The sequence below is a fragment of the Cryptosporangium aurantiacum genome (assembly GCF_900143005.1).
In the GTDB taxonomy this organism is placed as follows: domain Bacteria; phylum Actinomycetota; class Actinomycetes; order Mycobacteriales; family Cryptosporangiaceae; genus Cryptosporangium; species Cryptosporangium aurantiacum.
The window spans coordinates 409,764-433,849 of the sequence record NZ_FRCS01000006.1; the positions used below are offsets into that span (position 1 = coordinate 409,764).

The following is a 24,086-nucleotide window of genomic DNA, read 5'->3' on the forward strand; positions in this document are numbered from 1 at the left end:
TTGGTCTACACCTAGTAGCGCAGCTGGGCCGCGTCACAGCGGGTAAATAGCGTACTCTTTGCGGCAGAACGCAGGGTGGCGCGGAAAGGCGGAGGCACATGGGCAGCGGATTCGACCCGGCGCGCCTGGAGACCGTGACGTACGACGTGGCGGACCACATCGCGACCGTGACGCTGAACCGTCCGGAAGCCATGAACAGCTTCAACCAGACCATGTGTAAGGAATTCACTGCGATCTGGAACCAGGTCAAGAGCGACGACGACGTTCACGTCGTGGTCCTGCGCGCCGCCGGGGATCGAGCCTTCTGTACGGGAGTGGACGTCAAGGAGGGTGTTCCCCAGGAGTCGAACATCTGGAGTCAGACCGATCCCGGCGAGAGGCTCTCCCCCAAGACGAACCACGTGTGGAAGCCCGTGGTGTGTGCCGTCCACGGCATGGCCGCCGGTGGCGCGTTCTACTGGATCAACGAGTCGGACATCGTCATCTGCTCCGACGACGCCACGTTCTTCGACCCCCACGTCTCCTACGGGCTGACCGCGGCTCTGGAGCCGATCGGGCTGGCCCGCCGCATTCCGCTGGGCGAGACGTTGCGCATCGCTCTACTCGGCCTCGACGAACGGCTGTCCCCCGAGCGGGCACTCCAGATCGGCCTGGTCAGCGAGGTCGTGCCGCGTGCCGAGCTGTGGAAGCGCGCGGCCGAGCTGGCGGCCATCATCGCGAGCAAGCCACCGGTGGCCATCCAGGGCACCGTCCGGGCGGTGTGGGAGTCCCTCGACTCCACTCGTTCGCAGGCACTGCGCACCGCGTACTCCTATCCGCAGCTGGGCAACCCCATCGGCCAGTCGCAGGTCAGCCGCTCATCGGTGAACCGGCGCGACTGGACCCTGCGCTGAGCGGGGCGGCGGCATGCACCTCGGCGACTTAGCCGCGCTCCACCCCGAGAAGCCCGCCGTCGTGATGCCCGACGGCCGCACGCTCACGTACGCCGAGCTCGACCTCGGCAGCCGGCAGGTCGCCGACCTGCTCCGATCCCGGGGCGTCGGCACGCGGGACCACATCGCCGTACTGATGGAGAACTGCCCGGAATTCCTGGTCGTCGCCCTGGGTGCGCAGCGCGCCGGTGTCTACTGGACTCCGGTGAACTGGCACCTCACGGCCGACGAAGCGGCGTACGTGGTGCGCGACTGCGGCGCCCGGGCACTGTTCGCCTCTCCGCAGGTCGCCGCGCTGGCCGGGAGAATCGTCCGCGAGAACCCCACGGTGGAGTTCGCGGCCGTCGCGGGGCCACCCCTGCACGGTCTGGCTCCGCTCGACGAGCTGGTCCGGCAGGTCGACCCCGACGACGGCGCCGAGGAGATCGAAGGCGTCTACTTCTTCTACTCCTCCGGCACGACCGGAGCGCCCAAAGGCATCCTGCCCGGACACGACTTCCCGCCGTTCGGCACCGGCCTGCCGATCGAGCACACGATGGCCGCGCGCTTCGGCTTCGGGCCCGACAGCGTGTACCTCTGCCCCGCCCCGCTGTACCACGCGGCGCCCGCCGGGTGGTCCCTCGGCACGATCCGGAACGGCGGAACCGTCGTCCTGCTCGAACGGTTCGACCCGGCGGACTGCCTCGCGGCGATGGAGCGGTACCGGGTCACGCACGCCCAGTTCGTCCCCACCCACTTCGTCCGGATGCTCAAGCTGCCCGCGGAGCAACGCGCGCGCTACGACCTCTCCTCCCTGCGGTCCGTCGTCCACGCGGCCGCGCCCTGCCCCATCGACGTCAAGCACGCGATGATCGACTGGCTGGGGCCGAAGCTCGTCGAGTTTTACGCCGGCAGCGAGGGCGCCGGGATGACCGTGGCGACCTCCGAGGACTGGCTCGCACATCCGGGCACCGTCGGGCGAGCCGCGGTCGGCACGGTGCACATCGTCGGCGACGACGGCGCGGAGCTGCCGGCCGGCGAGATCGGATCGATCTGGTTCTCCGGCGGCGGCAGCTTCGAGTACCACAACGACCCCGAGAAGACCGCCGGAGCCCACGACGAACGAGGCCGGGCAACCCTCGGCGATCTGGGCCACCTCGACGAGGACGGGTTTCTCTATCTCGCGGACCGGCGCACGGACCTGATCATCTCGGGCGGCGTCAACGTCTACCCGGCCGAGATCGAGAACGCGCTGGTCATGCACCCCGCGGTCGCCGACGTGGCGGTGATCGGCGTACCCGATCCGGAGATGGGCCAGTCCGTGCGGGCCGTCGTTCAGCCGGAGGCCGGGACGGATCCGACGGCCGAGCTGGCCGAGGAACTCGTGCGGCACTGCCGTGAGCGTCTCGCCGGTTTCAAGTGTCCCCGGTCGATCGTGTTCACGGCCGAACTCCCGCGGCTGCCCAGCGGCAAGTTGCTGCGCCGACGCGTCCGCGAAGCCTTCGCGGACTGACCTCCTGCCATTCGATCGGAAGGCACCCGTGAACCCCTTACTCGATCTGTTCCGTCTCGACGGCCGCGTCGCGATCGTCACCGGAGCGAGCTCCGGGCTCGGCGCCGGCTTCGCGGTGGCACTCGCCCACGCCGGGGCCGACGTCGTCCTGGGAGCGCGTCGCGTCGATCGTCTGGCCGACACGGCGAAGGCGGTCGAGGCCACCGGACGGCGTGCGCACGCCGTGGCCACCGACGTCGCTCGCCCGGAGGACTGCACCGCGCTGGCGGAGGCCGCGATGGACACCTTCGGCCGGGTCGACGTGCTGGTCAACAACGCGGGGGTCGGCAGTGCCGTGCCTGCGGTGCGCGAGACACCCGAGCAGTTCCGCAGCGTCGTCGACGTGAATCTCGACGGTGCCTACTGGATGGCGCAGGCCTGCGCGCGCGTGATGCAGCCCGGCTCGAGCATCGTCAACATCGCCAGCATGCTCGGTCTGATCGCCTCCTACCAGCCGCAGGCGGCCTACGCGGCCAGCAAAGCCGGGTTGATCGGGCTCACCCGCGACCTGTCGCAGCAGTGGGCAGGCCGGCGGGGCATCCGGGTCAACGCGATCGCACCGGGCTACTTCGCCAGCGAGATGACCGCCGACCTCCCGCCGGAGAAGCTCATGGCGTTCATCAACAGCCGTAGTCCGCTGGGTCGCTTCGGCGAGCAACACGAACTCGATGCCGCCGTCGTGTTCCTCGCCGCACCGGCGTCGAGCTACATCACCGGTACCACACTCGCCGTCGACGGAGGTATGTCCGGCCACTGATACCCGGACACGTCAGCCGTCCTGCGCCACGGCGTCCACGCAGGATGCCAGGTCGGCCACCACGTCGCCGGGGTGCTCACGATCGCTGCGCCAGACGGCGTCGGTGGTCAGCTGGATCCGGGCTCCGTCGACGGGCAGGACCACCACGGGTTCCCCGGCGAACGCCTTGTGCGTCGCGCCGGAGGTGAGTCCGGCGAACGTGAACGCCTTCCCACCGGCGACCACGTGCGCGAGATCGGCGACGCTGGTGCTCTCCAGCTCCATCCGTCGCCGAATCCCGTGGCGACGCAGCAGTGTTTCGACCCCGCGGTAGACCGAGGGGGCGGCGTCGGGGTTGATGGAGACATACGACAGCGCGGCGAGCTCCTCGAGCCGCAGTGACGTCCGCCCCTCGAATCCGGCCCGCCGACCGACCGCCACTCCGGCGGGCTGAGTGTGGACGCGGACGGCCACCAGGTCGCTGCCGCTGACCCGGCCGTGCACGAACGCCAGGTCGACCTGGCCGGCCCGCACGGCACGGAGGAGTGGGGCGGTGTTGTCCGCGTGGATGGCCACCGGCAGGCCAGGCGCCCGGTTCCGGACCGCGTCGAGGTACCGGTCCCGGATCCCGGGCGGCACGTCCGGCGCCACCCCCACGATCGCGGACCGCCGGGTGTCGCCGACGCTCCGGCGAAGCTCGTCCGGGAGCGCGTCGAACCGCGCCAGCACGTCGCGCGCCAGCGGCAGGAGAGCCGCTCCGGCGGGGGTGAGCGTGACGTCGTGGTGAGCACGGACGAACAGCGGCGCGTCGAGTTCGCGCTCGAGGTCGCGGATCCGTCGGGACAGCGGCGAGGTCGCCATCGACAGCCGCTCCGCGGCGCGGGTGAAATGCAGTTCCTCCGCGACGACGACGAAATAGCGCAGGTGGAGAATCTGCACTACGGCCTCCTCGTCCTGACGTGACCGCTGCGGTCACGTGCCTGACTCAAACGGACGTGGCCAGCGGCTATCCGCCGTCTTAACGTCGGTCCATGAGTGTTCGACCGATCAGGATCGGCAATTTCTCCGGCTATCTCGGTGACCGGATGACCGCGCTCGATGAGGTGCTCGCGGGCGACCCCGTGGACGTCGTGATGGGCGACTACCTCGCCGAGGTCACGCTCGCGATCCTCGCCGAGAGCCACCGCAAGGGCCGCGCCGGCTACGTCGCGTACTTCCTTCGCCAGCTGCGACCGCATCTGGGCACGATCGCCGAACGCGGGATCAAGGTGGTCACGAACGCCGGCGGGTTCGACCCCGCCGGGCTCGCCACCGCCGTGCGTGAGCTCGCGGCGGGCGACGGCATCCCGCTGCGGGTGGCGTACGTCGAGGGGGACGCGGTGCTCGATCGGCTCGACGAGTTCCGGGCCGACGGCCTCGCGTTGGAGCATCTGGACACCGGCGCACCGCTCGCGGACTGGGGATTCGAGCCGATCGCGGCCAACGCGTACCTCGGTGGCTTCGGTATCGCCGCGGCGCTGCAGGCAGGGGCCGACATCGTCGTCACCGGCCGGGTCACCGACGCGTCCCTGACCGCGGGACCGGCCGCGTGGTGGCACGGATGGTCGCCCGACGACTACGACGCGCTGGCCGGAGCGGTCACGGCGGGCCACATCATCGAGTGCGGCGCGCACGCGACCGGCGGGAACTTCTCCGGCTTCCGCTCGGTACCGGGAATGGTGAAGCCCGGTTTCCCGATCGCCGAGATCGCTGCCGACGGCAGTTCGGTGATCACCAAGCACGGCCGCGACGGCGGAACGGTCACCGTCGACACCGTCATCGCCCAGCTCGTCTACGAGATCCAGGGCCCGCGCTATCTCAACCCGGACGCGACGGTGCACCTCGACACCGTACGGCTGGAGCAGGTCGGCCCCGACCGGGTGGCCATCGGCCCGGTGACCGGTTCGGCGCCGCCGCCGACCACGAAGGTGGCCACGTTCGCCGAGGTCGGCTACCAGATGGTGCAGTTCCTGTTCTGCAGCGCCCCGGACGTCGCGGAGAAGGTCGCGCTGCTCCGCGCTCAGCTGCACGCCCACCTCGACGACCGGGTCGACCAGCTCGACGTCACGCCGCTCGGCACCGCCGCGGAGGACCCCGCGTCGCAGTGGGAGGCGACGGTCCCGATCCGCGTGATGGCTACGGCGCGGACATCGGAGCAGCTCCGCGGGTTCACGCAGGTGATGGGGAGCATCTACCTGCAGGGCTTCCCCGGCTTCTTCCACGACACCCACAGCCCGCGGGTGACGACTCCCTGGCCCCGCATCGACTACTGGCCCGCGCTGCTGCCCACTGACCGGCTCCTCCACCGGGCGGTGTTCGAGGACGGGACGACCGTGGACGCGCCGGTCGCGACCGGCGCGGAGCCGTCGCCGCAGCCGGTTCATCCCGAACCACCGGAGCTCGCGGTCGGTGCCACCCGGCGGGTGCCGCTGGGCACGGTCGCGTACGCGCGGTCCGGCGACAAGGGCGGGAACTGCAACATCGGGGTCTGGCTTCCGCGCGAAATCGAAGGCCCGGAGGCCTGGGAGTGGCTGCGGCGGGCGCTGTCGACCGAGAACATCCGGGCACTGCTGCCCGAAGCGAAGGACTGCCGGGTGATCCGGCACGAGTTCCCCGAGCTCCGCGCCGTGAACCTCGTCCTGGTGGGTCTGCTCGGCAATGGCGGATCGTCGAACCTGCGGGTGGACCAGGTGGGCAAGTCGGTGGGCGAGTACCTGCGCGCCAAGCACGTCCCGATTCCGGAGACCGTGCTCGACGGCATCGGGCGGCGATGACGACCACACAACCCGCCGACGGCGAGTTCGCGCTGCTGGCCGAGAACGCCGCCGAAGTCGGCGTTCCGGTCGGCCGCGTCCTGCCGGTACGCCGCGTCGAGGCCGAGACGCCGACCGGCCGGGTGTCCGCGCTCCGCTGGGGCGTGGGCCCGGTCCGGCTGGTGTTGCTGCACGGGGGCGGGCAGAACGCCCACACCTGGGACTCGGTGCTGGTCGCACTCGGCGTGCCCGCGCTGGCCGTCGATCTTCCCGGCCATGGCCACTCCGGGTGGAGGCAGGACAAGGATTACTCCCCCGGCACGAACGCCGGAACGGTGGCGGCCGCTCTCGCCTCGTGGGGGGTCGGCCTCGTACCGGTGGTCGGGATGTCGCTCGGCGGGCTGACCGGTATCGCGCTCACCGCGAGGTATCCGGGCACGGCCACCGGCCTGGTCGTCGTCGACGTCACGCCCTCGGTGCTCGCACGAACCGTCGGGATGACGGCCCAGCAGCGAGGGACGACGGCCCTGGTGGCCGGCCCGGCGGAGTTCGACAGCCTGGACGCGATGGTCGAAGCAGCCGCCGCGGGTGCCCCGCAGCGGCCCCGGGCGGCGCTCCGGCGCGGCGTCACGCACAACGCCCGCCAATTGCCCAGCGGGCGCTGGGCGTGGCGCTACGACCGCCAGACCGCCTCCCCCGAGGTGTACGAGCGGTTGTGGGACGACCTGTCCCGCATCGACGTCCCGATCGCGCTGGTGCCCGGGGGCGATTCGGACTTCGTGGGCCGGGCCGACATCGCGGAGTTCGCCGGGCGTCAGCCGGGGGCGACCGTCGAGATGATTCCCGGTGCCGGACATTCCGTGCAGTCCGACCGGCCACGGGAACTCGCGGCGTTTCTCCATCGGTTCCTCCGACTCGGCTGACACCGGTTCGGGCATCTCGTCAGCGCGGCTGCGTCAGCTCCCGCCGGAGAAGGTACTTCTGCACCTTCCCGGCGGGCGTCCGGGGCAGCTCGGTCACCACCTCGACCCGCTCCGGTGTCTTCTGCTTCGCCAGGCCCGACGCGGCGAAGTGCTCCCGGACCTGGTCGAGGTCCAGGCTCTGTCCCGTGCCGAGCACGACCACCGCGCAGACACGCTCCCCCATTCGCTCGTCGGGCAGTCCGACCGCGGCCACGTCGAGCACGGCCGGGTGCTCGGCGAGCACGTCCTCGACCTCTTTCGACGAGATGTTCTCCCCGCCGCGGATGATGATGTCCTTCTTGCGGTCGGTGATCGTCAGGTAGCCGTCGCCGTCGAGCCGGCCGACGTCGCCGGTGCGGAACCAGCGTCCGGGCAGGAACGCGTCCCGGTCGAGCGCCGGATCGGTGTAGCCGAGGAAGAGCTCCGGCCCGCGGCTGGCGATCTCGCCCTCCGCGCCGTCCGGCACGTCGTTCCCCTCGTCGTCCACCAGCCTGATCTCGCTGCCGGCGATGATCCGCCCGTCGGTGTTCGCCCGCTTGGTCAGTGGATCGTTCCGGACGCCCGTGCTGATCGTCGGGTGCTCGCTGGATCCGTAGCACCGGTAGGCGGGCAGGCCGGCACGCTCGGCTCGGCTGATCAGAGCCGGTGGCACGTTCGCCGCCCCGGTCATGAACTCCTCCAGCGTGGCCAGCGTCGCCGCCCCGCGGGCCTGTTGATCGAGAAGGCCGGCGAGCTGGACGGGCGCTCCGACCCCGTACGTGAGCGCGAACTCGTCGACGAGTGCCGCGGCCCGGCCGGGGTCCCACGTCTCGAGGACGACGGTCGGCCACCCGTGCACGAGGATGCGCATCAGCCCGAGCAACCCGGCGACGTGCCCGGCCGGGAACAGGGCCAGCTGCCGTAACCGGCGCTGCAGGATCGGCGAGAAGATCTCTCCGAGCAGCGTGCGATGGGAGTGCTGGACGCCTTTCGGGTCCGCGGTGGTGCCCGAGGTGTAGACCAGCAGCGCGCGCTGGTCCGGACGCAGCGTGGGACGGGCGAGCGCGCCGTTCAGGTCGTCGAAGGCGATCGCGCCGTCGACACCGGCGGTGCTGCCCACCACGACGACGGTGCGTAGCGACGGCGGCCGCTCCAGCGCACCGAGCACGGTAGCCGCGTGCCTGCGTCCTTTGACTTCGCCGGGGAGCACGAGCGCGACCGCACCGGACTGCCGGAGGATGAACCCGAGCTCCCGCGGACCGTAGATGAGGACCACGGGGAGCAGCACGGCACCGCACAACGCCACCGCAGCCTGGGCCACCGCACCCTCGTAGACACTGCCGAGTTGCACCGCGACGACGTCGCCGGGGCCGACTCCGCGCGCCTGCAGGCCTCCGGCCACCCGTTCCGCGTCCGCGACCAGCTCGGCGACGGTGGCCCGGCGGCTGCCGCGGGGTCCGTCGAAGACGATCTCGACCGTGCCGTGAGTCTCGGCTCCCCGGACAATCTGCCCCGCCAGCGTCCCGTCGTCACTCACCGTCGGCATCAGCACCCCACTTCGATGAAGGATCCGTCCACGGTAACGGAATTTGGTATACCTTTCTCGCGTTCCACGAGGTTCGATCAAGAGGAGTGACACATGGGGCGAATCGACGGACAGGTCGTGTGGGTGACCGGCGCCGGCCGGGGCCAGGGCCGCTCCCACGCCGTGCGGCTGGCGGAGGAGGGCGCGGATGTCCTGGTTACGGACGTCTGTGCGCCCATCAGCCCGGCGCTTCCGTACCAGCTCGCCACTCCGGAAGACCTCGAAGAGACCGCCGAGTTGGTCCGCGCGACAGGCCGCCGCTGTCTGGCTCGGCGCGCCGATGTCCGGGACGTCGATGCGCTGCGTGCTGCGGTGGCCGACGCCGTCGCCGAGTTGGGCAACCTCAATACGGTTGTTGCCAACGCTGGCGTCATCTCGTCAGGACGTGCCTGGGAGTTGACCGAGGAGGCGTGGAACATCGTCATCGGAGTGAACCTGACCGGCGTCTGGAACACCGCGCGAGCCGCGATCCCGGGCATGCTGGCGGCAGGCAACGGCGGCTCGATCGTGCTGATCAGCTCGGCAGGCGGCCTCCGCGGGCACGTGCCGTACGCGCACTACGTGGCGAGCAAGCACGGCGTCGTGGGGCTCGCCCGAGCGCTCTCCAACGAACTGGCCGAACACGGCATCCGGGTCAACAGCGTCCACCCGACGGGGGTCTCCGACACCGGGCTGGCACTGAACTCGTCACTCGAGGAACTCGCGGCGACCCATCCGCTGTTCGGCATGGGCGCGACGAACACGCTGGCTCCGGCGGTCACACCGCGCGACGTCTCGAACGCGGTCCTGTTCCTCGCCTCGGACGAGGGCCGGTACGTCACCGGCTTGCAGATGACCGTCGACGCGGGTTCGACGACCAAGCCCTGACGTCGCGGGGTGCGGATCGTTCCCTTGACCTGGAGGTCACCGGGAGGACACACTTCGCTTCCAATAGCGGGTACTGAATTCCCCTCAATGGCGGAGGAGAAGCCGTGACCGGACGTGCGTCGGACAGCGAAGTGTCGAGCACCGAGCAGGTGACCGGCCCTCTCACTGGGGTGCGCGTGGTCGATCTCTCGACGACCGCGCCGGGAGGTCAGGCAACCCAATTCCTCGCCGAGGCCGGGGCCGACGTGGTTCTCGTCGAGCCGCCGGGAGGCAGCCCGCTGCGGTCGCTGGCCGCGTGGCCCGCGATGAGCGGCGGGAAGCGGAGCGTCGTCCTCGACCTTCAGAACGAGGCCGGCCGCGCCGACCTCGATCGCCTCCTGGCGGACGCCGACGTCTGCGTGACGACGATGCGTCCCCGCAGCCTGGAACGGCTCGGGCTGACCGGTGACCGGCTCACCAGCCTCAACCCCCGGCTGGTCAGCTGTGCGATCACCGGCTTCGGCACGTCCGGGCCGTGGGCGGCGTTACCCGGCTACGAAGCGTTGGTCATGGCCAAGCTCGGGATGTTCCACAGCAAGGCGCGGATGATCGAACGGCCGGGGCCGGCGTTCGTCAGCGTTCCGTACGCCTCCTGGGGGGCGGCACAGACGGCTGTCCACGGAATCCTGGCCGCCTTGCTCGACCGCGAGTCGACCGGTCTCGGGCAGCACGTGGAGGCCGACCTGGTCCGCGGCGTGAGCATGATCGACACCTGGAACTGGTCCGGTCAGCTGATCGGCGTCCGCTGGCCCGGCGCGTACGAGACGGTCGAACCCTTTGACCCGAACGGCGAGCCGCTGAGCCCGATGCTCTACTCGCTGATGGCCGCCCCCACCAAGGACGGCCACTTCCTCCAGTTCGCCCAGACCGACCCCCGGCTGTTCCTGGCCATGCTCGAGGAGTTCGGGCTGTCGTACATGCTCACCGACCCACGGTGGAAGGACGTCCCCAAGTTCGAGTCCCAGGAGCTGCGGACCGAGTTCTGGGAGATCGTGCTGGAGAAGGCGGGCGAGCGGACGCTGGCGGAGTGGCGGGAGGTCTTCGAGACCAATCCGAACGTGAGCGCGGAGCTGTTCCGGCAGGGCCCGGAGGCGCTCGACCACCCGCAGTTGCAGTGGGAGCGCCGCGACGTGCGGGTCGAGGACCCCGAGCGGGGCACCGTGCGTCGTCCGGGTGCGCTCGTCCACTCCGACGACCGGCCCTTCCTGCCGGTCCGCCCGGCCCCGCGGCTCGACGAACACGGCGCCGAGATCCGTACAGCGATCGAGGCCGCTGCACCGAGTGCTGCGGCAGGCGACGGACCGTCCGAACTACCGCTGGCGGGGGTGACGATCCTCGAGTTCGGCGTCATGTTCGCCGGACCGTTCGGCAGCACCCAGCTGACCGACCTCGGCGCACGGGTCATCAAGGTGGAGACGCTGGCCGGGGACACGATCCGCAACACGCTGCCCTTCCCCGAAGCCGGCGGGGTGCGGGTCATGCAGGGCAAGGAGTCGATCGCGCTGGACCTGCGGACCGACGAGGGACTGCGGATCGTGCACGAGCTGGCACGCCGCAGCGACATCGTGCTGCAAGCCTTCCGCGCCGGTGCGGCCGCCCGCGCCGGTGTCGACCCGGAGACGCTGCGCCGGGTCAACCCCGACCTGATCTATGTCAATGCTCCCGGGTACGGCACCGGCGGCCCGTACGGCCACCGCCCCGCCTACGCCCCGAGCGTCGCGGCGGCCGCCGGACTGGCGCTGACCGACGCCCCGTTCGCGGTCCGCGCCGCGAACACGATGGCCGCCAAGAAGTCGGCGATGCGCCAGCTCGGCTCGGCGACCGCCGTACCGAGCCTGCAGGCCGACGGCCTCTCGGCGCTGGCGGTCGCCTCCACGATCCTGCTCGGCCTGCTCGCTCGGCAGCGGCAGCGCCCGACCGGTGCGCTGACCGTCACGATGCTGGCCACCGGGACGCACGTCTTACTCGAACGCATCGTCGACTTTCCCGGCCGTCCGCAGGCACCGGAGGTCGACGACGACGCCATGGGCTGGTCGGCTCTCTACCGCATGTACCGCACGGCCGAGGGTTGGGTGTGCCTCACTGCTCCGGCGGCACGGGAGTGGGGCGCACTCGTCGAGGCGCTGGCCACCGAGGTGGACCTGGCCGGCGACGACCGGTTCGCGACGCCGGAGGGCCGCGCCGCGCACGACCGGGAGCTCGCCGACGTCCTGACCGACGTCTTCGCCCGGCGCTCCGCGGGCGACTGGGAGAAGCGCCTTCTCGGGGCCGGCGTGGGCTGCGTGCAGGTCACCGAGGTCCTGCCCGAGTACCAGATGCAGACCGACCCCGCGCTGGCGGCCGAGTACGCCGGTACCGCGGTCAGCCCGATCTTCGAGGAGTACCTGCGTTTCGGGCCGTCGGTGAAGTTCTCCCGGTCCTCGACGCAGACCAAGGGTGGCTGCCTCGTCGGCGAACACACCGACGCGCTGCTGCGCGAGATCGGCTACGACGACGCGACGATCGCCGACCTGCGCGAACGGGGCGTGATCGGCTGAACACCGTCACGGTGGCCGGCGCCGACGTGCGCTACGCCGTGCACGGCACCGGGTCGCGCGACCTGGTGCTGGTGCACGGCAGCCGCGCGCACTCCGGGTGGTGGCACGCGGTCATGCCGCTGCTGACCGCGGACCGGCGGGTCATCACCGTCGACCTGAGCGGCCATGGCGACAGCGCTCACCGCGCGTCCTACGACGGGTGGACCTGGGCGGCGGAGCTGCTCGCAGTGGCCGACGCCGTCGGCGCCGGGCGTCCCCTGGTCGTCGCGCACAGTCTGGGGGGCCGCGTCGCGCTGTACGCGGCGACCGTGCAGCCGGACCGTTTCGCCGGCCTCGTTCTGCTCGATACGGGCCTCTGGGCGCCCGGTTCCCTGCGGGAGCGGATCGGCACGCGCAGACCGGCACGCGTCTACCCGACGTATGCCGAGGCTCGCGCGAGGTTCCGGCTGACGCCGCCGCAGCCCGAACTCCCCGCCGCGGTCCTCGACCCGGTCGCGGAGTACGGCCTCCGGGCGGTACCCGGTGGCTGGGCGTGGAAGCACGATCCCGCCGAGCTCCCGCACCTCTACGGTGACGACGTCGAGCGCTGCGCGGCCACGGGGGCCCTCCCCGTTTGCTACGTCTCCGGGGCGCTGAGCAGCGTCGTCAACCCGGCATTCGCCGAGCGAGCCGCGGTCGTCCACCCTGGGTGGACGACCGTACGGCTACCCGGCGCGCACCATCACCTACCGCTCGAGGAGCCGGAGGCCTGCGCGGAACTGATCAGGACGGCGCCCCGGACGCCGCGATCACCTGTCCGTTGACGTAGCTGGCGTCGTCGGAGAGCAGGAACGTGACCATCGCGGCGATCTCCTCGGGCCGCCCACCACGCCCCAGCGGCAGCTTGCGCTCCATCTCGGCCCGGGTCCGTGGGTCGACCGTCTCCGTCCGCGGCGTCGCGACGAAGCCCGGCGCGACCGCGTTGACCCGGATGTTGTCGCGGATGAGCGCGAGCGCGGCGGTCTGGGTGAAGTGGTTGAGCGCGGCCTTCGAGGCCCCGTACGCCATCATGCTGGGATCCGGCTTGAGCGACGAGGTCGAGGAGATGTTGACGATCGCTCCTCCCCCGCGGCGCCGCATGTCGTCCTTCACCAGCCAGGTCAGGTGGAACACCGCCTCGGCGTTGGCCGCGAAGATGCGCCGCCACATCTTCAGGGTCATCTGCTCCGGGTCGATCAAGCGCGTGTACGCCGCGTTGTTGACCAGCAAGTCGACCGGTCCCAGCTCGGCACGCACGCGCTCCACCATCGCGAGCGCGGCCGCGTCGTCGGTGACGTCGGCCGGGACCAGCAGCGCCCGGCGACCGCGTTTCTCAACCTCGGCGGCAGTCTCGGCGGCGGCATCGGCGTCGCTGCGGAAGTTGATCGCGACGTCGGCGCCCTCGTCGGCCAGCGCCAGGGAGATCGCACCCCCGATGCCCTTGCCACCGCCGGTGACCAGGGCGATCTTCCCCTCGAACCGGTCGCTCATCGAGCACCCTCCGATGCCAGACCGGCCGTCCGGGCGAACGCTTCGATGCCGGCGAGAGCTTCGCGGCTACTCGACCACGGCGTCGCCACCATCCGGTGGACCCCGGCCTTCTCGTAGCCCGCGACCAGATCGGCGTCGTACCCCTTCCCCCACGCGGTGAGCACGGTGATCTCGAACGGACGGTCCGCCCGTTCGTACTCCTCCCGGTACCGCTGCAGCTTCTCGATGATGGCGACCACCTCCTCCGGGGGCTGCTGGCCGCCGTACCAGCCGTCGCCCGCCCGGGCGGCGCGCCGGAGGGCGACCTCGGACGAGCCGCCGACGAGCATCGGGGGACGCGGTCGCTGCAGCGGCTTCGGCTGGAAGCCCATTTCCGGCAGCGTGTAGAACTCACCCGCGAAACTCGGCCGCTCCTCGGTGAAGAGGGTGTCGAGTACGGCGAGCATCTCGTCCATCCGTCGCCCCCGTGTGGTGAAGTCCTGACCGACCGCGTCGAACTCTTCGCGCATCCAGCCGACGCCCACCCCGACGCTCACCCGTCCTCCCGAGAGGACGTCGACGGTCGCGATGGAGCGAGCGAGCGCGAGGGGTGCGTGCAGCGGCAGGATCGCGATACCGGTGCCGAGCCGTACCCGGGAGGTGACGGCACCCAGATGGGCCAGTGTCGCGAACGGCTCGGTGAACCGCGAGTCGGGCGAGAACGGCGGCTTGCCGGTCGCGCCGGGATACTTCGGCGCGACCGCGACCGGGGTGAGGATGTGCTCGCCGACCCAGAGTGACTCGAAGCCGAGCGCCTCGGCCCGCTGGGCGGCGTCGGTCAGCTCCCCGAGCCGGACCGGCACCATGTTCAGCCCGAAGTGCATGCGTGTGCTCCCTTGCTCACGAACTCGGTCTCACGAAACGCGTGTACTACTCATTGCGGCCGGGCCCCGGCTTGCGGGCTCGGTAGTCCTCACTGCCGAAGAGCGCCACCTGCGCCAGGAGCTCGGCGCGGAGCGCGGTGTGGAGCTGGCCGTGCCACACGCCGTCGACGGTGGCCTTGAGCATCGTCAGCGCCGCGGTGGAGTGGCCAGCGATCTCGATGGCCAGCGAGAAGCTCACGTCGTCCAGCTCGGCCGGTGCGACGACCTGGTCGACCAGGCCCCAGGCCAACGCCTGCCCGGCGTCGATCCGTCTCCCGGTCATGAGCATGAGCTTGGCCCGCGACGGGCCGGCGAGGGCCGTCGCCAACCCCGAACCGCCGGTGTCGGTCATCAGCCCGTACCGGATCTCCGGGAAGCCCATCGCGACGTCGCTCGCCGCGATGCGGATGTCGGCGGCCAGCGCCATCTCCAGGCCACCGCCGAGCACGGCACCGCGTACCGCGGCGATCACCGGCTTGGGGCTGTCGAGCTGATCGATGCGCGTGCGCTGGTGCCGCCGGATGAACGATAGGTCGCTCTCCCCCGCCACCCGTTCGCCGAGCTGCGCGGTGTCCCGCCCGGAGCAGAACGACGGACCGTTGCCCCGCAGCACGACCACCCGAACGTCCGGATCCGCCTGAACCGCTGCCCAGATCCGGAGCAGCTCCTTGTGCAGCTCGTCGTCGACGGCGTTGTGGCGGTGCGGCCGGTTCAGCGAGATGACGCCGACGCCGCCCTCGACGGTCAGCTCGACAGTGCTCATCCGGAGCTCATTCGGATCCGAGGGCAGCGGTCACGGCGGCGCCGTGCGTGATCGTCGCGAGCAGCGGCAGGTGCAGGCTGATCTGCGCCTGGTGCGACTCCGCGGTGCCTCCGGCGGTGCAGTCCTCGACGAGGACCACCTCGTAGCCGAGCGCGACCGCCTCGGTGGCGGCTCCCGGAAGCGCGATGTTGGTCGACACGCCTGCGAGGACGACCGTGTCGACGTCGTGGCCGCGCAACACCGCGTCGAGCTCGGTGCCGGTGAAGGGGGCCATCCCGTGCATCCGTTCCAGCACGCGGTCGCCGTCGTGGAGGGGCAGGTCGTCGTGCACGGCGGCGTACGGCGTGCCGGTGACGAGCTTCCCCTGCTTGGCGATCCGCGCGGCGAGCGCACAGTTGACCCGGAAGCCGACGAATCCGGGCGGCGCGGCGATCGTCACGTGGATGACCGGGAGGCCGGCCGCGCGGAACGCCCCGGCGAGGACGTCGATCCGCGGGATGATGCCGCGCTCGGTCACCTGCTCGATGAGCGGGCTCTGCTCGTACGCGAGGTTGGTGATGCCGTTCTGACACTCCGAAATGACCAGCGCGGGACGCTGCCCACGGTCCAGTCCCCTGACCGCCATGGTGAAGATCTCCTCCGTCAGAGCAGTTCGAGGATGGTGGCGTTGGCCTGGCCGCCGCCCTCGCACATGGTCTGCAGGCCGTACCGGATGCCGTTGTCGCGCATGTGGTGCACGAGCGTGGTCATGATCCGCGCCCCGGACCCGCCCAGGGGGTGGCCCAGTGCGATCGCGCCGCCGTTGGGGTTGAGCGTCTTCGCGTCGGCGCCGATGTCGGCGAGCCAGGCGAGCGGCACGGGCGCGAATGCCTCGTTGACCTCGAAGGCCCCGATCTCGTCGAGCGAGAGCCCCGATTTGGCCAGCGCCTTCTGCGTCGCCGGGATCGGCGCGGTCAGCATCAGCACCGGGTCGGCGCCGGCCAGAACCGCGGTGTGCACGCGGGCGATGGGGGTCAGCCCCAACTCGGCTGCCTTCTCGGACGTGGTCATCAGCAGCGGCGCGGAGCCGTCCGAGATCTGCGAGGAGTTGCCGGCGTGAATGACGCCGTCCGGCTTGAAAACCGGTTTGAGCGTGGCGAGCTTCTCCACCGTCGACGCGCGGACGCCCTCGTCGTGCTGCACCACGCCGGCGTCAGTGGTCACCGGTGCGATCTGCGCGTCGAACCGACCCTCGGCGCGGGCGGCGGCAGCCTTCTCGTGGGACGCGACGGAGAACTCGTCGAGCCGCGTGCGGGGGAATCCCCATCGCTCGGCGATCAGCTCCGCGCCGACGCCCTGGTTCGGAGCGACTCCGCCGTAGCGGTTCAAGAACGTGTCCGGATAGGGCTTCTGATCACCGACGGACGAGCCCATCGGCACCCGGCTCATCGACTCCACTCCGCCGGCAACGACCAGGTCGTACTGCCCGGCGATCAGCCCGGCGGCGGCGAAGTGCACCGACTGCTGGGACGAGCCGCACTGCCGATCGACGGTGACGCCGGTGACCGACTCCGGCCAGCCCGCGGTCAGCGCGGCGGTACGCGCGATGTCGAACGTCTGCTCGCCGACCTGTCCGACACAGCCCCAGACCACGTCGTCGATGAGCGCCGGATCGACGCCCGCGCGCCCGACCAGCGCGTTGAGCACGTGCGCGGACAGGTCCGCGGGATGAACTCCAGACAGGCCCCCGTTGCGCTTGCCGACCGGCGTCCGCACGGCCTCCACGATCACTGCGTCCCGCATGCGCGCCCCTCACCAGTGGAATTTCGGTATCCTCAATACCGTTGCATGGTCCGCGACTCTACCTCGACATGACCCGGTATTGAGGATACTTTTCAGGCATGGATTTTGAGCTCACCGACGAGCAGGCCCTGCTCCGGGAGGCGTCGCGCGACCTCCTGACCGACCGGGCGCCCGTCTCGGTCCTGCGAACGCAGCTGGACGACGACGCCGAGGTCGACCCCACCCTCTGGCGGCTGGCCGGCGATCTCGGCTGGACCGGCCTGCTGATCGGCGAGGAACACGGCGGCTCCGGGCAAGGCCTGATCGAAGCGGCGCTGGTCGCCGAGGAGACCGGCCGGGCCGTCGCCCGCGGGCCGTTCCTGCCTGCCTTGCTCGTCGCCCGCGCCGTCGACCGGGGTGGCGCGGAGGAGCTGCGCACCGAGGTGCTTCCGGCGTTGGCCGACGGTAGCGCCTGGGCCACCTGGGCGTTCGCCGAGCCGGGCCGGCCGTGGTCGCCCGAAGGGCTCGGCACCACCGTGCGCGCCGAAGGCAACGATGTCCTCCTCACCGGGACGAAAACCGCTGTGCAGGATGCCGACGGCGCCCGCTGGCTGCTGGTGACCGCGCTGGAGCGCGGCGAGCCGGTCTCCTACCTCGTCGACAGGGACTCCGCGGGTCTGACCGTGCGTCGCCAACGCACGCTCGACCTCACCCGCACCTTCGCCGAGGTCCGCCTCGACGACGTCCGTGTACCCTCTTCCCGCCGCCTGGACGGAGCGCCGGGTGCTCTACACCGGCTGCTCGACGACGCGGCGGTCCTGTCCGCCGCGCAGACGCTCGGCACGCTCGAACGCCTGCTGGAACTCACGGTCGAGTACGTGAAGGTGCGGGTCCAGTTCGGCCGCTCGATCGGCAGCTTCCAGGCGGTGAAACAAGCGGTCGCGACAATGGCCATGCAGGTTCAGGGCGCCCGGGCCGCGACTTACTACGCGGCCATGGCTGCCGACGCCGACGCCGAGGACGCCGCCCGAGCTGCCTGTGTGGCCGCCTCGTACACCTCGGCGGTCGCCGGCGACGTCGCGGGCTCGGCGTTGCAGCTTCACGGTGGGATCGGTTTCACCTGGGAGCACGATCTGCACCTGTTCCTTCGACGCGCCAAGGCCGACGCGGTGCTCCAGGGGGACGCCGCCCTGCACCGGTCCCGCCTCGTGGACCTGCTCACGGGGCAGTCCGTAGCCTCGTAACGTCACTCCGGTAGCAGCACCACCCCCGGACGATTCAGGTAACTCGAAACGTATTGGACATCGAACGACACGCGACGCACATACCCGACGGTCTAAACTGAGTATCCCCGAACTACCAGGAGCTCTCAGATGGCTGTCGCCGATGTCGTCCCCTCGGGGTCCGACTCGACCGCGGAGGTTCTCGACGTCGAACATCCCGACGACGCGACGGTCGGCAAGCTCGCCGCGCAGGTCGCGCGGCGTATCGAGGCCGACGTCGTCCGCCGGGGCTGGCCGGTCGGCGAGCTTCTCGGATCCGAGCCGGAGCTGCGGGAGCGGTACGGGGTGAGCCGTTCCGTCCTGCGCGAGGCGGTTCGCCTGGTCGAACACCACCAGGTGGCCCGGATGCGGCGGGGACCCAACGGCGGGCTGTTCGTGTCGCCGCCGGACGCCGGTCCGGCCGCCCAGGCGGTGGTCATCTACCTGGAGTACGTCGGGGCCAGCGTCGCCGACCTCATCGAGGCACGCCGGCTGCTCGAGCCACTGGCCGCCGGCCTCGCCGCACAGCACGTCACCGAGGACGGTATCGACCTCGTGCGCCGCACCATCGACGCCGAGACGATCACGGACTCGCCCGAGGACCGCACCACCCAGCCACTGCACGTCGTCCTGAGCGAACTGTCCACCAACCCGGTGCTGCGGCTGTTCATCGACGTCCTCATCCGGCTGACGAACCGCTACACGGATCCGTCCGGCATTCCGCCGCGCGACTACCGGCGGGCACGCGCGGAGGCCGTTCGCCGTCATGCCGAGATCGCCGACGCCGTGATCGCCGGCGACCGCAGCAAGGCCGAGGCATGGATGGGGGACTATCTCGAGGCCATCTCGGGGTGGATGCTCAAGTACAGCCGGACGCCGCACTCCGGTCTGGCGGGTTCGTCGACGATCCCGGCCGGCGAGGAGACGCCGGGCGCCAAGCTGGCGGAGGTCGTCGCGAGTCGGCTGCGCGAGGAGATCGCGTCCTCCGGTTGGTCGGTCGGCACCGTCCTCGGGTCGGAGGCCGACCTGCTGGCGCGGTACGGCATCAGCCGGGCGGTGCTCCGTGAGGCGGTCCGGCTTCTCGAGTACCACTCGGTCGCTCGTATGCGTCGTGGCCCGGGCGGTGGCTTGGTCGTCGGCTCCCCGGATCCGCAGGCCAGCATCGACACGATGGCGCTCTACCTGGAGTACCAGCGTGTGACCGGGGCGGACCTCGTCATGGTCCGGGACGCCATCGAGCTCGGTCTCATCAGCCGGGTGACCGGCCGATACCACGATCCGCTGGTCGCCGAGCGTCTGGAGGAGGCCGTCACCTGGACCGGGGACGGCACCGCGGACGACGAAGACTGGGCAGAGCATTACCACGAGGTTCTCGCGGAGTTGGCCGGCAATCCGGTGCTCGCTCTGTTCTTGCGCATCCTCGCCGAGCTGTGGCGTCGGCACACGAACAAGGAGCGGGCCGAGATCAGCGATTCCGCCCGCGCCGAGGTGGAACACGTCCATCGGCGCATCACCGAGGCCGTGCTGGCCGGAGACGAAGGCCTCGCCCGGCACCGGATGCGGCGTCACCTGACCGCGGTCACCGAGTGGTGGCACTGAAGCCCTGAGCGACGGGGCCCTCAGCGAAGACCACCGCCGCCGTCCACGCGGAGCGTCTGGCCGGTGACCCACCCGGCGGCATCGCCGCAGAAGTACACGATCGCCTCGTAGAGCTCCCGGCTCGTCCCCACCCTCGGAACGGCCAGGCCCGCCACGATGTCGTCGGCGTTGCCGAGCTTGCTCCCGGCGGCTTCGAACGCGGAGATACCCGGCGCCACGCAATTGACCGTGATTCCCAGCCGGCCCACCTCGTGGGCCATGCCGGCCGTCATGCGCTCGACCGCGTTCTTGGTCAGCCCGTAAGCGTCGGCGCCGGAGCGCGACGCGACCGAGGACACGTTGACGATCCGGCCCCCACCGCCCTTCGCCATCGCCGGGACCGCCGCCTGGTAAGCCCGCAGCGTGCCGGTCACGTTGACCGACCAGGCCGCGTCCCACGCCTCGTCCGGACAGTCGAGAAGGCCGGCTTGGGCCAGACCCCGCCACAGACCGGCGTTGTTGACCAGCACGTCGAGGCGGCCGAACTCCGCGATCGTGCGGTCGACGAGCGCGTGGGTACTCGCCCGCGACGTCACGTCGGTCTCGACCCCGATGCACCGAGGACCGGCCGCCGACGCCTCGTCCGCGGCGGCCTCGGTGCCTTTCACGTCGGCCAGCACGACGTGCGCACCGTCCTGCGCGAAATATCGGGCGTAATCACGCCCCAGTCCCCGGGCGCTCCCGGTGACGATGACGACCTGCCCGTCCAAGCGTCCCACGGACTCTCCTTACTTCTCGCCGGCGGAGACCGCGACGGTCTCGCCCAGGTAGGCCCGCTCGAGAATCGACGGCTCGGCGATGAGCTCGGCGGCGGACCGGGACAGCACTGTGGCTCCGTGCGCCAGGACGACGGCGTCGTCGGCGATCGTCAGTGCGAGCCGCACATGCTGCTCGACCAGGAGCACCGCGGCGTTCGTCTCGGTCGCGACCCGCCGCACGATCGGCAGCAACTCTTCGACGATGACCGGCGCCAGACCCATCGACAACTCGTCGATCAGCAGCACCCGCGGATCCAGCATCAGCGCTCTGGAGACCGCGAGCATTTGCTGCTCGCCACCCGAGAGCTTGCCTGCGTCGACCTTGATCCGCTTGCGCAGCGCGGGAAAGAAGTCCAGCACCTGGTCGATCGTCGTGCCGCCGCGGCGCCGGCACAGCGCGAGGTTCTCCCTGGTCGTCAGCCCGGTGAACAGCGCCCGGTCGTCCGGCACGAGTACGACGCCCTTGCGTGCGGCCGCCCGCGCGCTGCCCTTGGGTAATGCCACCCCGTCCAGCAGCACTTCGCCGCCCAGTGCGGGCTGCAGACCTCCGAGCGTGAGCAGCACGGTCGTCTTGCCCGCGCCGTTCGGACCCAGCAGCGCAGTGACCCGCCCCGGCTCCAGGGCCAGGTCGAATCCGCGGACGACCGGCCGCCCCTTCACGTATCCGGCGTCCAGGCTCCGGCACTCCAGCAGGGAGCTCATCAGCGCGTCACCATCCGATCGTCCGACGTGTCCGACGTGCCGAGGTAGGCCTGGGTGACCTTCGGATCGGTCCGGATGGCGGCGGGCGGACCGTCGGCGATGACCTTGCCGAGGTCGAGGACGACCACACGATCGCAGATCTCCAGCACCAGACTCATGTCGTGATCGATCAGCAGGATCGTCACCCCGTAGTCCCGCACCGCACGCAACCGCTGCCCCAGCCACGCGCTCTCTGTGCTGTCCAACCCACCGGCCGGCTCGTCGAGCAGGATGAGCTTCGGTCTGCCTGCCAGCGCACGGGCGACCGACACCAGCTGCCGGTGCCCCTGGGAGAGCTCGCCGACCGGGCGGCGCCGGACCTCGTCGAGCTTGAGCACAGTGAACAGGCGAGCCAGGTAGTCCTCGTCCTGCGACCAGTCGGCGTGTGCCCCTCCGTGTCGAGCGGCCTCCTGCCCCACCGAGACGTTCTCCTCGACGCTGAGGTCCTCGTAGAGCTCGATGCCCTGGAACGTCCGGCCCATGCCGGCCCAGGTCCGCCGATGCGGGGTGAGAGCGCTGACGTCCTCACCGAGCAGCTCGACCCGTCCGGTCGCAGACGTGAAGCCGGTCACCGCGTCCACCAGCGTAGTCTTACCGGCGCCGTTCGGCCCGATCAGACCGACGATCTCGCCCTCCCGTACGCCGAAGGACACATCGTCGACCGCGACCACGCCGCCGTAGCGCACGCTCACCGCGTCGATCCGGAGGATGGTGTCACCAGGGGGCGCGGCCGTGGCCGGTGTGGCGGGCAGCGGGTCCGCGCCCTCCGCCACGATCTCGCCCTCGTCGAGGAAGCTCTCGTCGTGGCGCTCGGGCGCCGAGACGGGCCGCCGGGCGAACCGAGCGCGCAGCCGGTCGATCAGCCGGTGATACGGGCCGACGATGCCCTCCGGTTCGGCGATCACGGTCACGATCAGGCCGATACCGGCGACGATCTCGTACCAGTGGCCCAGCGAGAACGAATCGTTGAGAACGGTGTAGAGGACCCCTCCGGGGGCGAGCACGCCGGTCGCGATGCCACCCGCCAGCGACGTCACGCCGGCGATGTACACCGTGGCGAACAAACCGAGACCGCCGATCGCGGTGAACGCGTCCGCCGTGGCGAGAGTCTGGCCGTAGCCGAGCAGCGCACCGCCGATGCCCGCGAGGAAGGACCCGATTGCGAACGCGATGATCTTCGTCCGGGCGACCGGGATGCCGGCCGCGGCCGCCGACCGTTCGTTCGCCCGGACGGCCAGCATGGCGGCGCCGAGCCTGCTCCGCCGGAGCACAGCGACACCCAGGCCGGCCGCGAGCAGCAGTCCCAGGCACAGGAGCCCGAAGGACAGCCGCGGGTAGGCGTCACCCTCGCCGATGCCGAAATCGAGGCCGAACAGCGTCGGCGCGCTGATCGGCGCGCCGGCCAGTCCGCCGTTCCACTCCGGATTCCGGAACCAGAGGCCCTCCACCGCGACGGCCAGAGCGAGGGTGACGATCGCGACCGGGAGGCCGCGGATGCGCAGCGCGGGCAGCCCTACCACGACGCCGATGAGTGTCGCGACGAGCGCCGCCAGCAGCGGAGCGAGCGGAAATGGCACACCCCATGCCTCGGCGAACCGGTTGAGCGCGAACGCGGAGACCCCGGCCAGCGCGAGCTGCGCCAGGCTGACCTGCCCCGCGTAGCCGGTCACGACCACCCACGACAAGCCGATGAACGCGTAGACGAGGGTGAAGATGACTCCCGCCCGGGTGCCGCCGCTGGTCAGCAGCAGCGCGATGAGGGCAACGCCGGTGGCGATAACGGCCGGGACGATCAGGTTCCGCGGACGAGGCGCCCGGCCGAGAGACCGTTGCACGATCGCACCGCGCGACGGCAGCGGCCGCCCACGGAGCACGAGGAAGACCAGCAGGATGACCAGTGGCACCAGCTGCGCCGTGCCGCTGGCCGGTAGCCAGTCCCAGACGCCCTGCAGGTAGGTGAGCTCCGACTGGAGCATGCCGATGACCAGCGCCGCGCCGATCGCCGGGCCCAACGCGGTGAGGTTGCCGACCAGGGCCGCTGCCAGCGCGGGCACGATGAAGAGCGTGTAAGCGCTGGGCACGACCGGGACGATCGGCGCGATCAGGATTCCGGCCAGTCCGGCGACCGCCGAGCTGATGGCCCAGTTGACCACCGCGATGCGCTCGGGTGACAGGCCGCTGACCAACGCCCCCTTCTCCGACTCCGCGGCCGCGCGGGTCGCGAGCCCGAAGCGGGTGAACCGGAACCACAGGGTCAGTCCCACGGCGACGAACACGATGATCCCGGCGAACCAGACGCGGTCCTGGGGGATCCGGATGCCGGCGAACTCGATGACGTCACGGGGCAGGATCGGCGCGACCGACTGCGCCGCCGTACCGACCTGCGCGGCCAGGGCCGCCTGAATAATGAGCAACACTCCGACCGAGGCGACCGCCTTGGCCACCGGCGAGGCATTGCGCAGGGGGCGGAACACGAGGGCGTAGAGCAGCATGCCGAACAGTGCGGTGATCACCAGCGCGATGACGATCGACGGAACCAGACCGGGGTCACCGCCGATGCTCACCGAACGATCGAAGCCGGGAACGGGGATGAACAGCTCGCCCTTGCGGAGGAACGAGTAGAGGTAGGCCGCCAGCAGTGCGATCGCACCGGTGGCGAAGTTGACCACACCCGAGCTGCGATAGGTCACCACCAGTGCCAGCGCCAGCGCGGCGAAGACGGCACCGTTGCCCAGGCCTAGTAACAGGAACCCAATGTGCAGCACGGCTGCACCACCTTCTCTCAGGGGTAG

20 protein-coding genes are annotated in these 24,086 nt (G+C 70.8%); 10 read left to right on the forward strand and 10 right to left on the reverse strand.

Features of this window, described 5'->3' with window-relative positions; genetic code table 11:
* Positions 1–98 precede the first annotated feature (98 nt).
* From BUB75_RS22360 to BUB75_RS22370, 3 genes are read left to right on the forward strand one after another with little or no spacing between them, the layout of a single operon-like run.
* The gene (locus BUB75_RS22360; RefSeq protein WP_178379952.1) at positions 99–893 is read left to right on the forward strand and encodes an enoyl-CoA hydratase/isomerase family protein; all 795 of its coding nucleotides are present in this window, start codon (positions 99–101) and stop codon (positions 891–893) included.
* 13 nt (positions 894–906) lie between these two features.
* A complete protein-coding gene (locus tag BUB75_RS22365) occupies positions 907–2,424 on the forward strand; it encodes an acyl-CoA synthetase (RefSeq protein WP_073259711.1) in 1,518 nt (505 codons plus the stop codon).
* A gap of 28 nt (positions 2,425–2,452) precedes the next feature.
* The gene (locus tag BUB75_RS22370) at positions 2,453–3,220 is read left to right on the forward strand and encodes an SDR family NAD(P)-dependent oxidoreductase (protein WP_073259712.1); all 768 of its coding nucleotides are present in this window, start codon (positions 2,453–2,455) and stop codon (positions 3,218–3,220) included.
* A 12-nt stretch (positions 3,221–3,232) separates the two neighbouring features.
* Here the strand turns inward: BUB75_RS22370 and BUB75_RS22375 are convergent, their stop codons facing one another.
* The gene (locus tag BUB75_RS22375) at positions 3,233–4,138 is read right to left on the reverse strand and encodes a LysR family transcriptional regulator (RefSeq protein ID WP_073259713.1); all 906 of its coding nucleotides are present in this window, start codon (positions 4,136–4,138) and stop codon (positions 3,233–3,235) included.
* A gap of 92 nt (positions 4,139–4,230) precedes the next feature.
* Between BUB75_RS22375 and BUB75_RS22380 the strand changes: the two genes are divergently transcribed.
* Both BUB75_RS22380 and BUB75_RS22385 read left to right on the forward strand, forming a co-directional pair.
* A complete protein-coding gene (locus BUB75_RS22380) occupies positions 4,231–6,012 on the forward strand; it encodes an acyclic terpene utilization AtuA family protein (protein WP_073259714.1) in 1,782 nt (593 codons plus the stop codon).
* The gene (locus BUB75_RS22385) at positions 6,009–6,914 is read left to right on the forward strand and encodes an alpha/beta fold hydrolase (protein WP_073259715.1); all 906 of its coding nucleotides are present in this window, start codon (positions 6,009–6,011) and stop codon (positions 6,912–6,914) included. Before BUB75_RS22380 ends, BUB75_RS22385 begins: the two co-directional genes overlap by 4 nt.
* 19 nt (positions 6,915–6,933) lie before the next feature.
* Here BUB75_RS22385 and BUB75_RS22390 read toward each other — a convergent pair whose 3' ends face one another.
* Positions 6,934–8,478, reverse strand: coding sequence for an AMP-binding protein (locus BUB75_RS22390; RefSeq protein ID WP_073259816.1), 1,545 nt, complete (start codon positions 8,476–8,478; stop codon positions 6,934–6,936).
* 93 nt (positions 8,479–8,571) lie between these two features.
* On the opposite strand from BUB75_RS22390, the gene BUB75_RS22395 reads away from it, so the two are divergent.
* From BUB75_RS22395 to BUB75_RS22405, 3 genes are all read left to right on the forward strand, one after another.
* Complete coding sequence (locus BUB75_RS22395; protein WP_073259716.1) at positions 8,572–9,384, forward strand: mycofactocin-coupled SDR family oxidoreductase; 813 nt, start codon at positions 8,572–8,574, stop codon at positions 9,382–9,384.
* 104 nt (positions 9,385–9,488) lie between these two features.
* Positions 9,489–11,960 carry a CaiB/BaiF CoA-transferase family protein gene (locus tag BUB75_RS22400; RefSeq protein ID WP_218617704.1) on the forward strand — a complete coding sequence of 824 codons (2,472 nt, stop codon included), beginning with the start codon at positions 9,489–9,491 and terminating at the stop codon, positions 11,958–11,960.
* Positions 11,961–11,971: 11 nt separating this feature from the next.
* Positions 11,972–12,763: an alpha/beta fold hydrolase gene (locus tag BUB75_RS22405; protein WP_178379953.1), complete on the forward strand. Its 792-nt coding sequence runs from the start codon at positions 11,972–11,974 to the stop codon at positions 12,761–12,763.
* Here the strand turns inward: BUB75_RS22405 and BUB75_RS22410 are convergent.
* Genes BUB75_RS22410 through BUB75_RS22430 form a run of 5 tightly spaced genes read right to left on the reverse strand, consistent with a single transcriptional unit; the run spans position 12,723 to position 16,916 of the window.
* Complete coding sequence (locus BUB75_RS22410) at positions 12,723–13,469, reverse strand: SDR family NAD(P)-dependent oxidoreductase (RefSeq protein WP_073259717.1); 747 nt, start codon at positions 13,467–13,469, stop codon at positions 12,723–12,725. The genes BUB75_RS22405 and BUB75_RS22410 overlap by 41 nt on opposite strands.
* The gene (locus BUB75_RS22415; RefSeq protein WP_073259718.1) at positions 13,466–14,332 is read right to left on the reverse strand and encodes a TIGR03619 family F420-dependent LLM class oxidoreductase; all 867 of its coding nucleotides are present in this window, start codon (positions 14,330–14,332) and stop codon (positions 13,466–13,468) included. The genes BUB75_RS22410 and BUB75_RS22415 overlap by 4 nt, the downstream gene beginning before the upstream one ends.
* 46 nt (positions 14,333–14,378) lie before the next feature.
* Positions 14,379–15,134 carry an enoyl-CoA hydratase/isomerase family protein gene (locus tag BUB75_RS22420; protein ID WP_073259719.1) on the reverse strand — a complete coding sequence of 252 codons (756 nt, stop codon included), beginning with the start codon at positions 15,132–15,134 and terminating at the stop codon, positions 14,379–14,381.
* Positions 15,135–15,141: 7 nt separating this feature from the next.
* Entirely contained in the window at positions 15,142–15,759 is a 618-nt protein-coding gene (locus BUB75_RS22425) for a cysteine hydrolase family protein (RefSeq protein ID WP_073259720.1), read from the reverse strand.
* A 17-nt stretch (positions 15,760–15,776) separates the two neighbouring features.
* Positions 15,777–16,916 carry a thiolase family protein gene (locus BUB75_RS22430; RefSeq protein WP_073259721.1) on the reverse strand — a complete coding sequence of 380 codons (1,140 nt, stop codon included), beginning with the start codon at positions 16,914–16,916 and terminating at the stop codon, positions 15,777–15,779.
* 98 nt (positions 16,917–17,014) lie between these two features.
* On the opposite strand from BUB75_RS22430, the gene BUB75_RS22435 reads away from it, so the two are divergent.
* Positions 17,015–18,139 (forward strand): acyl-CoA dehydrogenase family protein, encoded by a 1,125-nt coding sequence (locus tag BUB75_RS22435; protein WP_073259722.1) that lies wholly within the window; start codon positions 17,015–17,017, stop codon positions 18,137–18,139.
* A gap of 129 nt (positions 18,140–18,268) precedes the next feature.
* Positions 18,269–19,756 carry a FadR/GntR family transcriptional regulator gene (locus tag BUB75_RS22440; protein ID WP_073259723.1) on the forward strand — a complete coding sequence of 496 codons (1,488 nt, stop codon included), beginning with the start codon at positions 18,269–18,271 and terminating at the stop codon, positions 19,754–19,756.
* 20 nt (positions 19,757–19,776) lie between these two features.
* Here BUB75_RS22440 and BUB75_RS22445 read toward each other — a convergent pair whose 3' ends face one another.
* Genes BUB75_RS22445 through BUB75_RS22455 form a run of 3 tightly spaced genes read right to left on the reverse strand, consistent with a single transcriptional unit; the run spans position 19,777 to position 24,059 of the window.
* Positions 19,777–20,514 (reverse strand): SDR family NAD(P)-dependent oxidoreductase, encoded by a 738-nt coding sequence (locus BUB75_RS22445; protein WP_073259724.1) that lies wholly within the window; start codon positions 20,512–20,514, stop codon positions 19,777–19,779.
* A gap of 9 nt (positions 20,515–20,523) precedes the next feature.
* Positions 20,524–21,255 (reverse strand): ABC transporter ATP-binding protein, encoded by a 732-nt coding sequence (locus tag BUB75_RS22450; RefSeq protein ID WP_073259725.1) that lies wholly within the window; start codon positions 21,253–21,255, stop codon positions 20,524–20,526.
* Complete coding sequence (locus BUB75_RS22455) at positions 21,255–24,059, reverse strand: branched-chain amino acid ABC transporter permease/ATP-binding protein (protein ID WP_073259726.1); 2,805 nt, start codon at positions 24,057–24,059, stop codon at positions 21,255–21,257. Before BUB75_RS22455 ends, BUB75_RS22450 begins: the two co-directional genes overlap by 1 nt.
* Positions 24,060–24,086 lie beyond the last annotated feature (27 nt).

Bases quoted from the DNA above. Each gene is read 5' to 3' on its own strand.
- BUB75_RS22360 (WP_178379952.1), top strand. From the start codon at position 99: ATGGGCAGCGGATTCGACCCGGCGCGCCTGGAGACCGTGACGTACGAC.
- BUB75_RS22365 (WP_073259711.1), top strand. From the start codon at position 907: ATGCACCTCGGCGACTTAGCCGCGCTCCACCCCGAGAAGCCCGCCGTC.
- BUB75_RS22380 (WP_073259714.1), top strand. From the start codon at position 4,231: ATGAGTGTTCGACCGATCAGGATCGGCAATTTCTCCGGCTATCTCGGT.
- BUB75_RS22385 (WP_073259715.1), top strand. From the start codon at position 6,009: ATGACGACCACACAACCCGCCGACGGCGAGTTCGCGCTGCTGGCCGAG.
- BUB75_RS22390 (WP_073259816.1), bottom strand. From the start codon at position 8,478: ATGCCGACGGTGAGTGACGACGGGACGCTGGCGGGGCAGATTGTCCGG.
- BUB75_RS22395 (WP_073259716.1), top strand. From the start codon at position 8,572: ATGGGGCGAATCGACGGACAGGTCGTGTGGGTGACCGGCGCCGGCCGG.
- BUB75_RS22410 (WP_073259717.1), bottom strand. From the start codon at position 13,469: ATGAGCGACCGGTTCGAGGGGAAGATCGCCCTGGTCACCGGCGGTGGC.
- BUB75_RS22415 (WP_073259718.1), bottom strand. From the start codon at position 14,332: ATGCACTTCGGGCTGAACATGGTGCCGGTCCGGCTCGGGGAGCTGACC.
- BUB75_RS22420 (WP_073259719.1), bottom strand. From the start codon at position 15,134: ATGAGCACTGTCGAGCTGACCGTCGAGGGCGGCGTCGGCGTCATCTCG.
- BUB75_RS22425 (WP_073259720.1), bottom strand. From the start codon at position 15,759: ATGGCGGTCAGGGGACTGGACCGTGGGCAGCGTCCCGCGCTGGTCATT.
- BUB75_RS22430 (WP_073259721.1), bottom strand. From the start codon at position 16,916: ATGCGGGACGCAGTGATCGTGGAGGCCGTGCGGACGCCGGTCGGCAAG.
- BUB75_RS22435 (WP_073259722.1), top strand. From the start codon at position 17,015: ATGGATTTTGAGCTCACCGACGAGCAGGCCCTGCTCCGGGAGGCGTCG.
- BUB75_RS22440 (WP_073259723.1), top strand. From the start codon at position 18,269: ATGGCTGTCGCCGATGTCGTCCCCTCGGGGTCCGACTCGACCGCGGAG.
- BUB75_RS22450 (WP_073259725.1), bottom strand. From the start codon at position 21,255: ATGAGCTCCCTGCTGGAGTGCCGGAGCCTGGACGCCGGATACGTGAAG.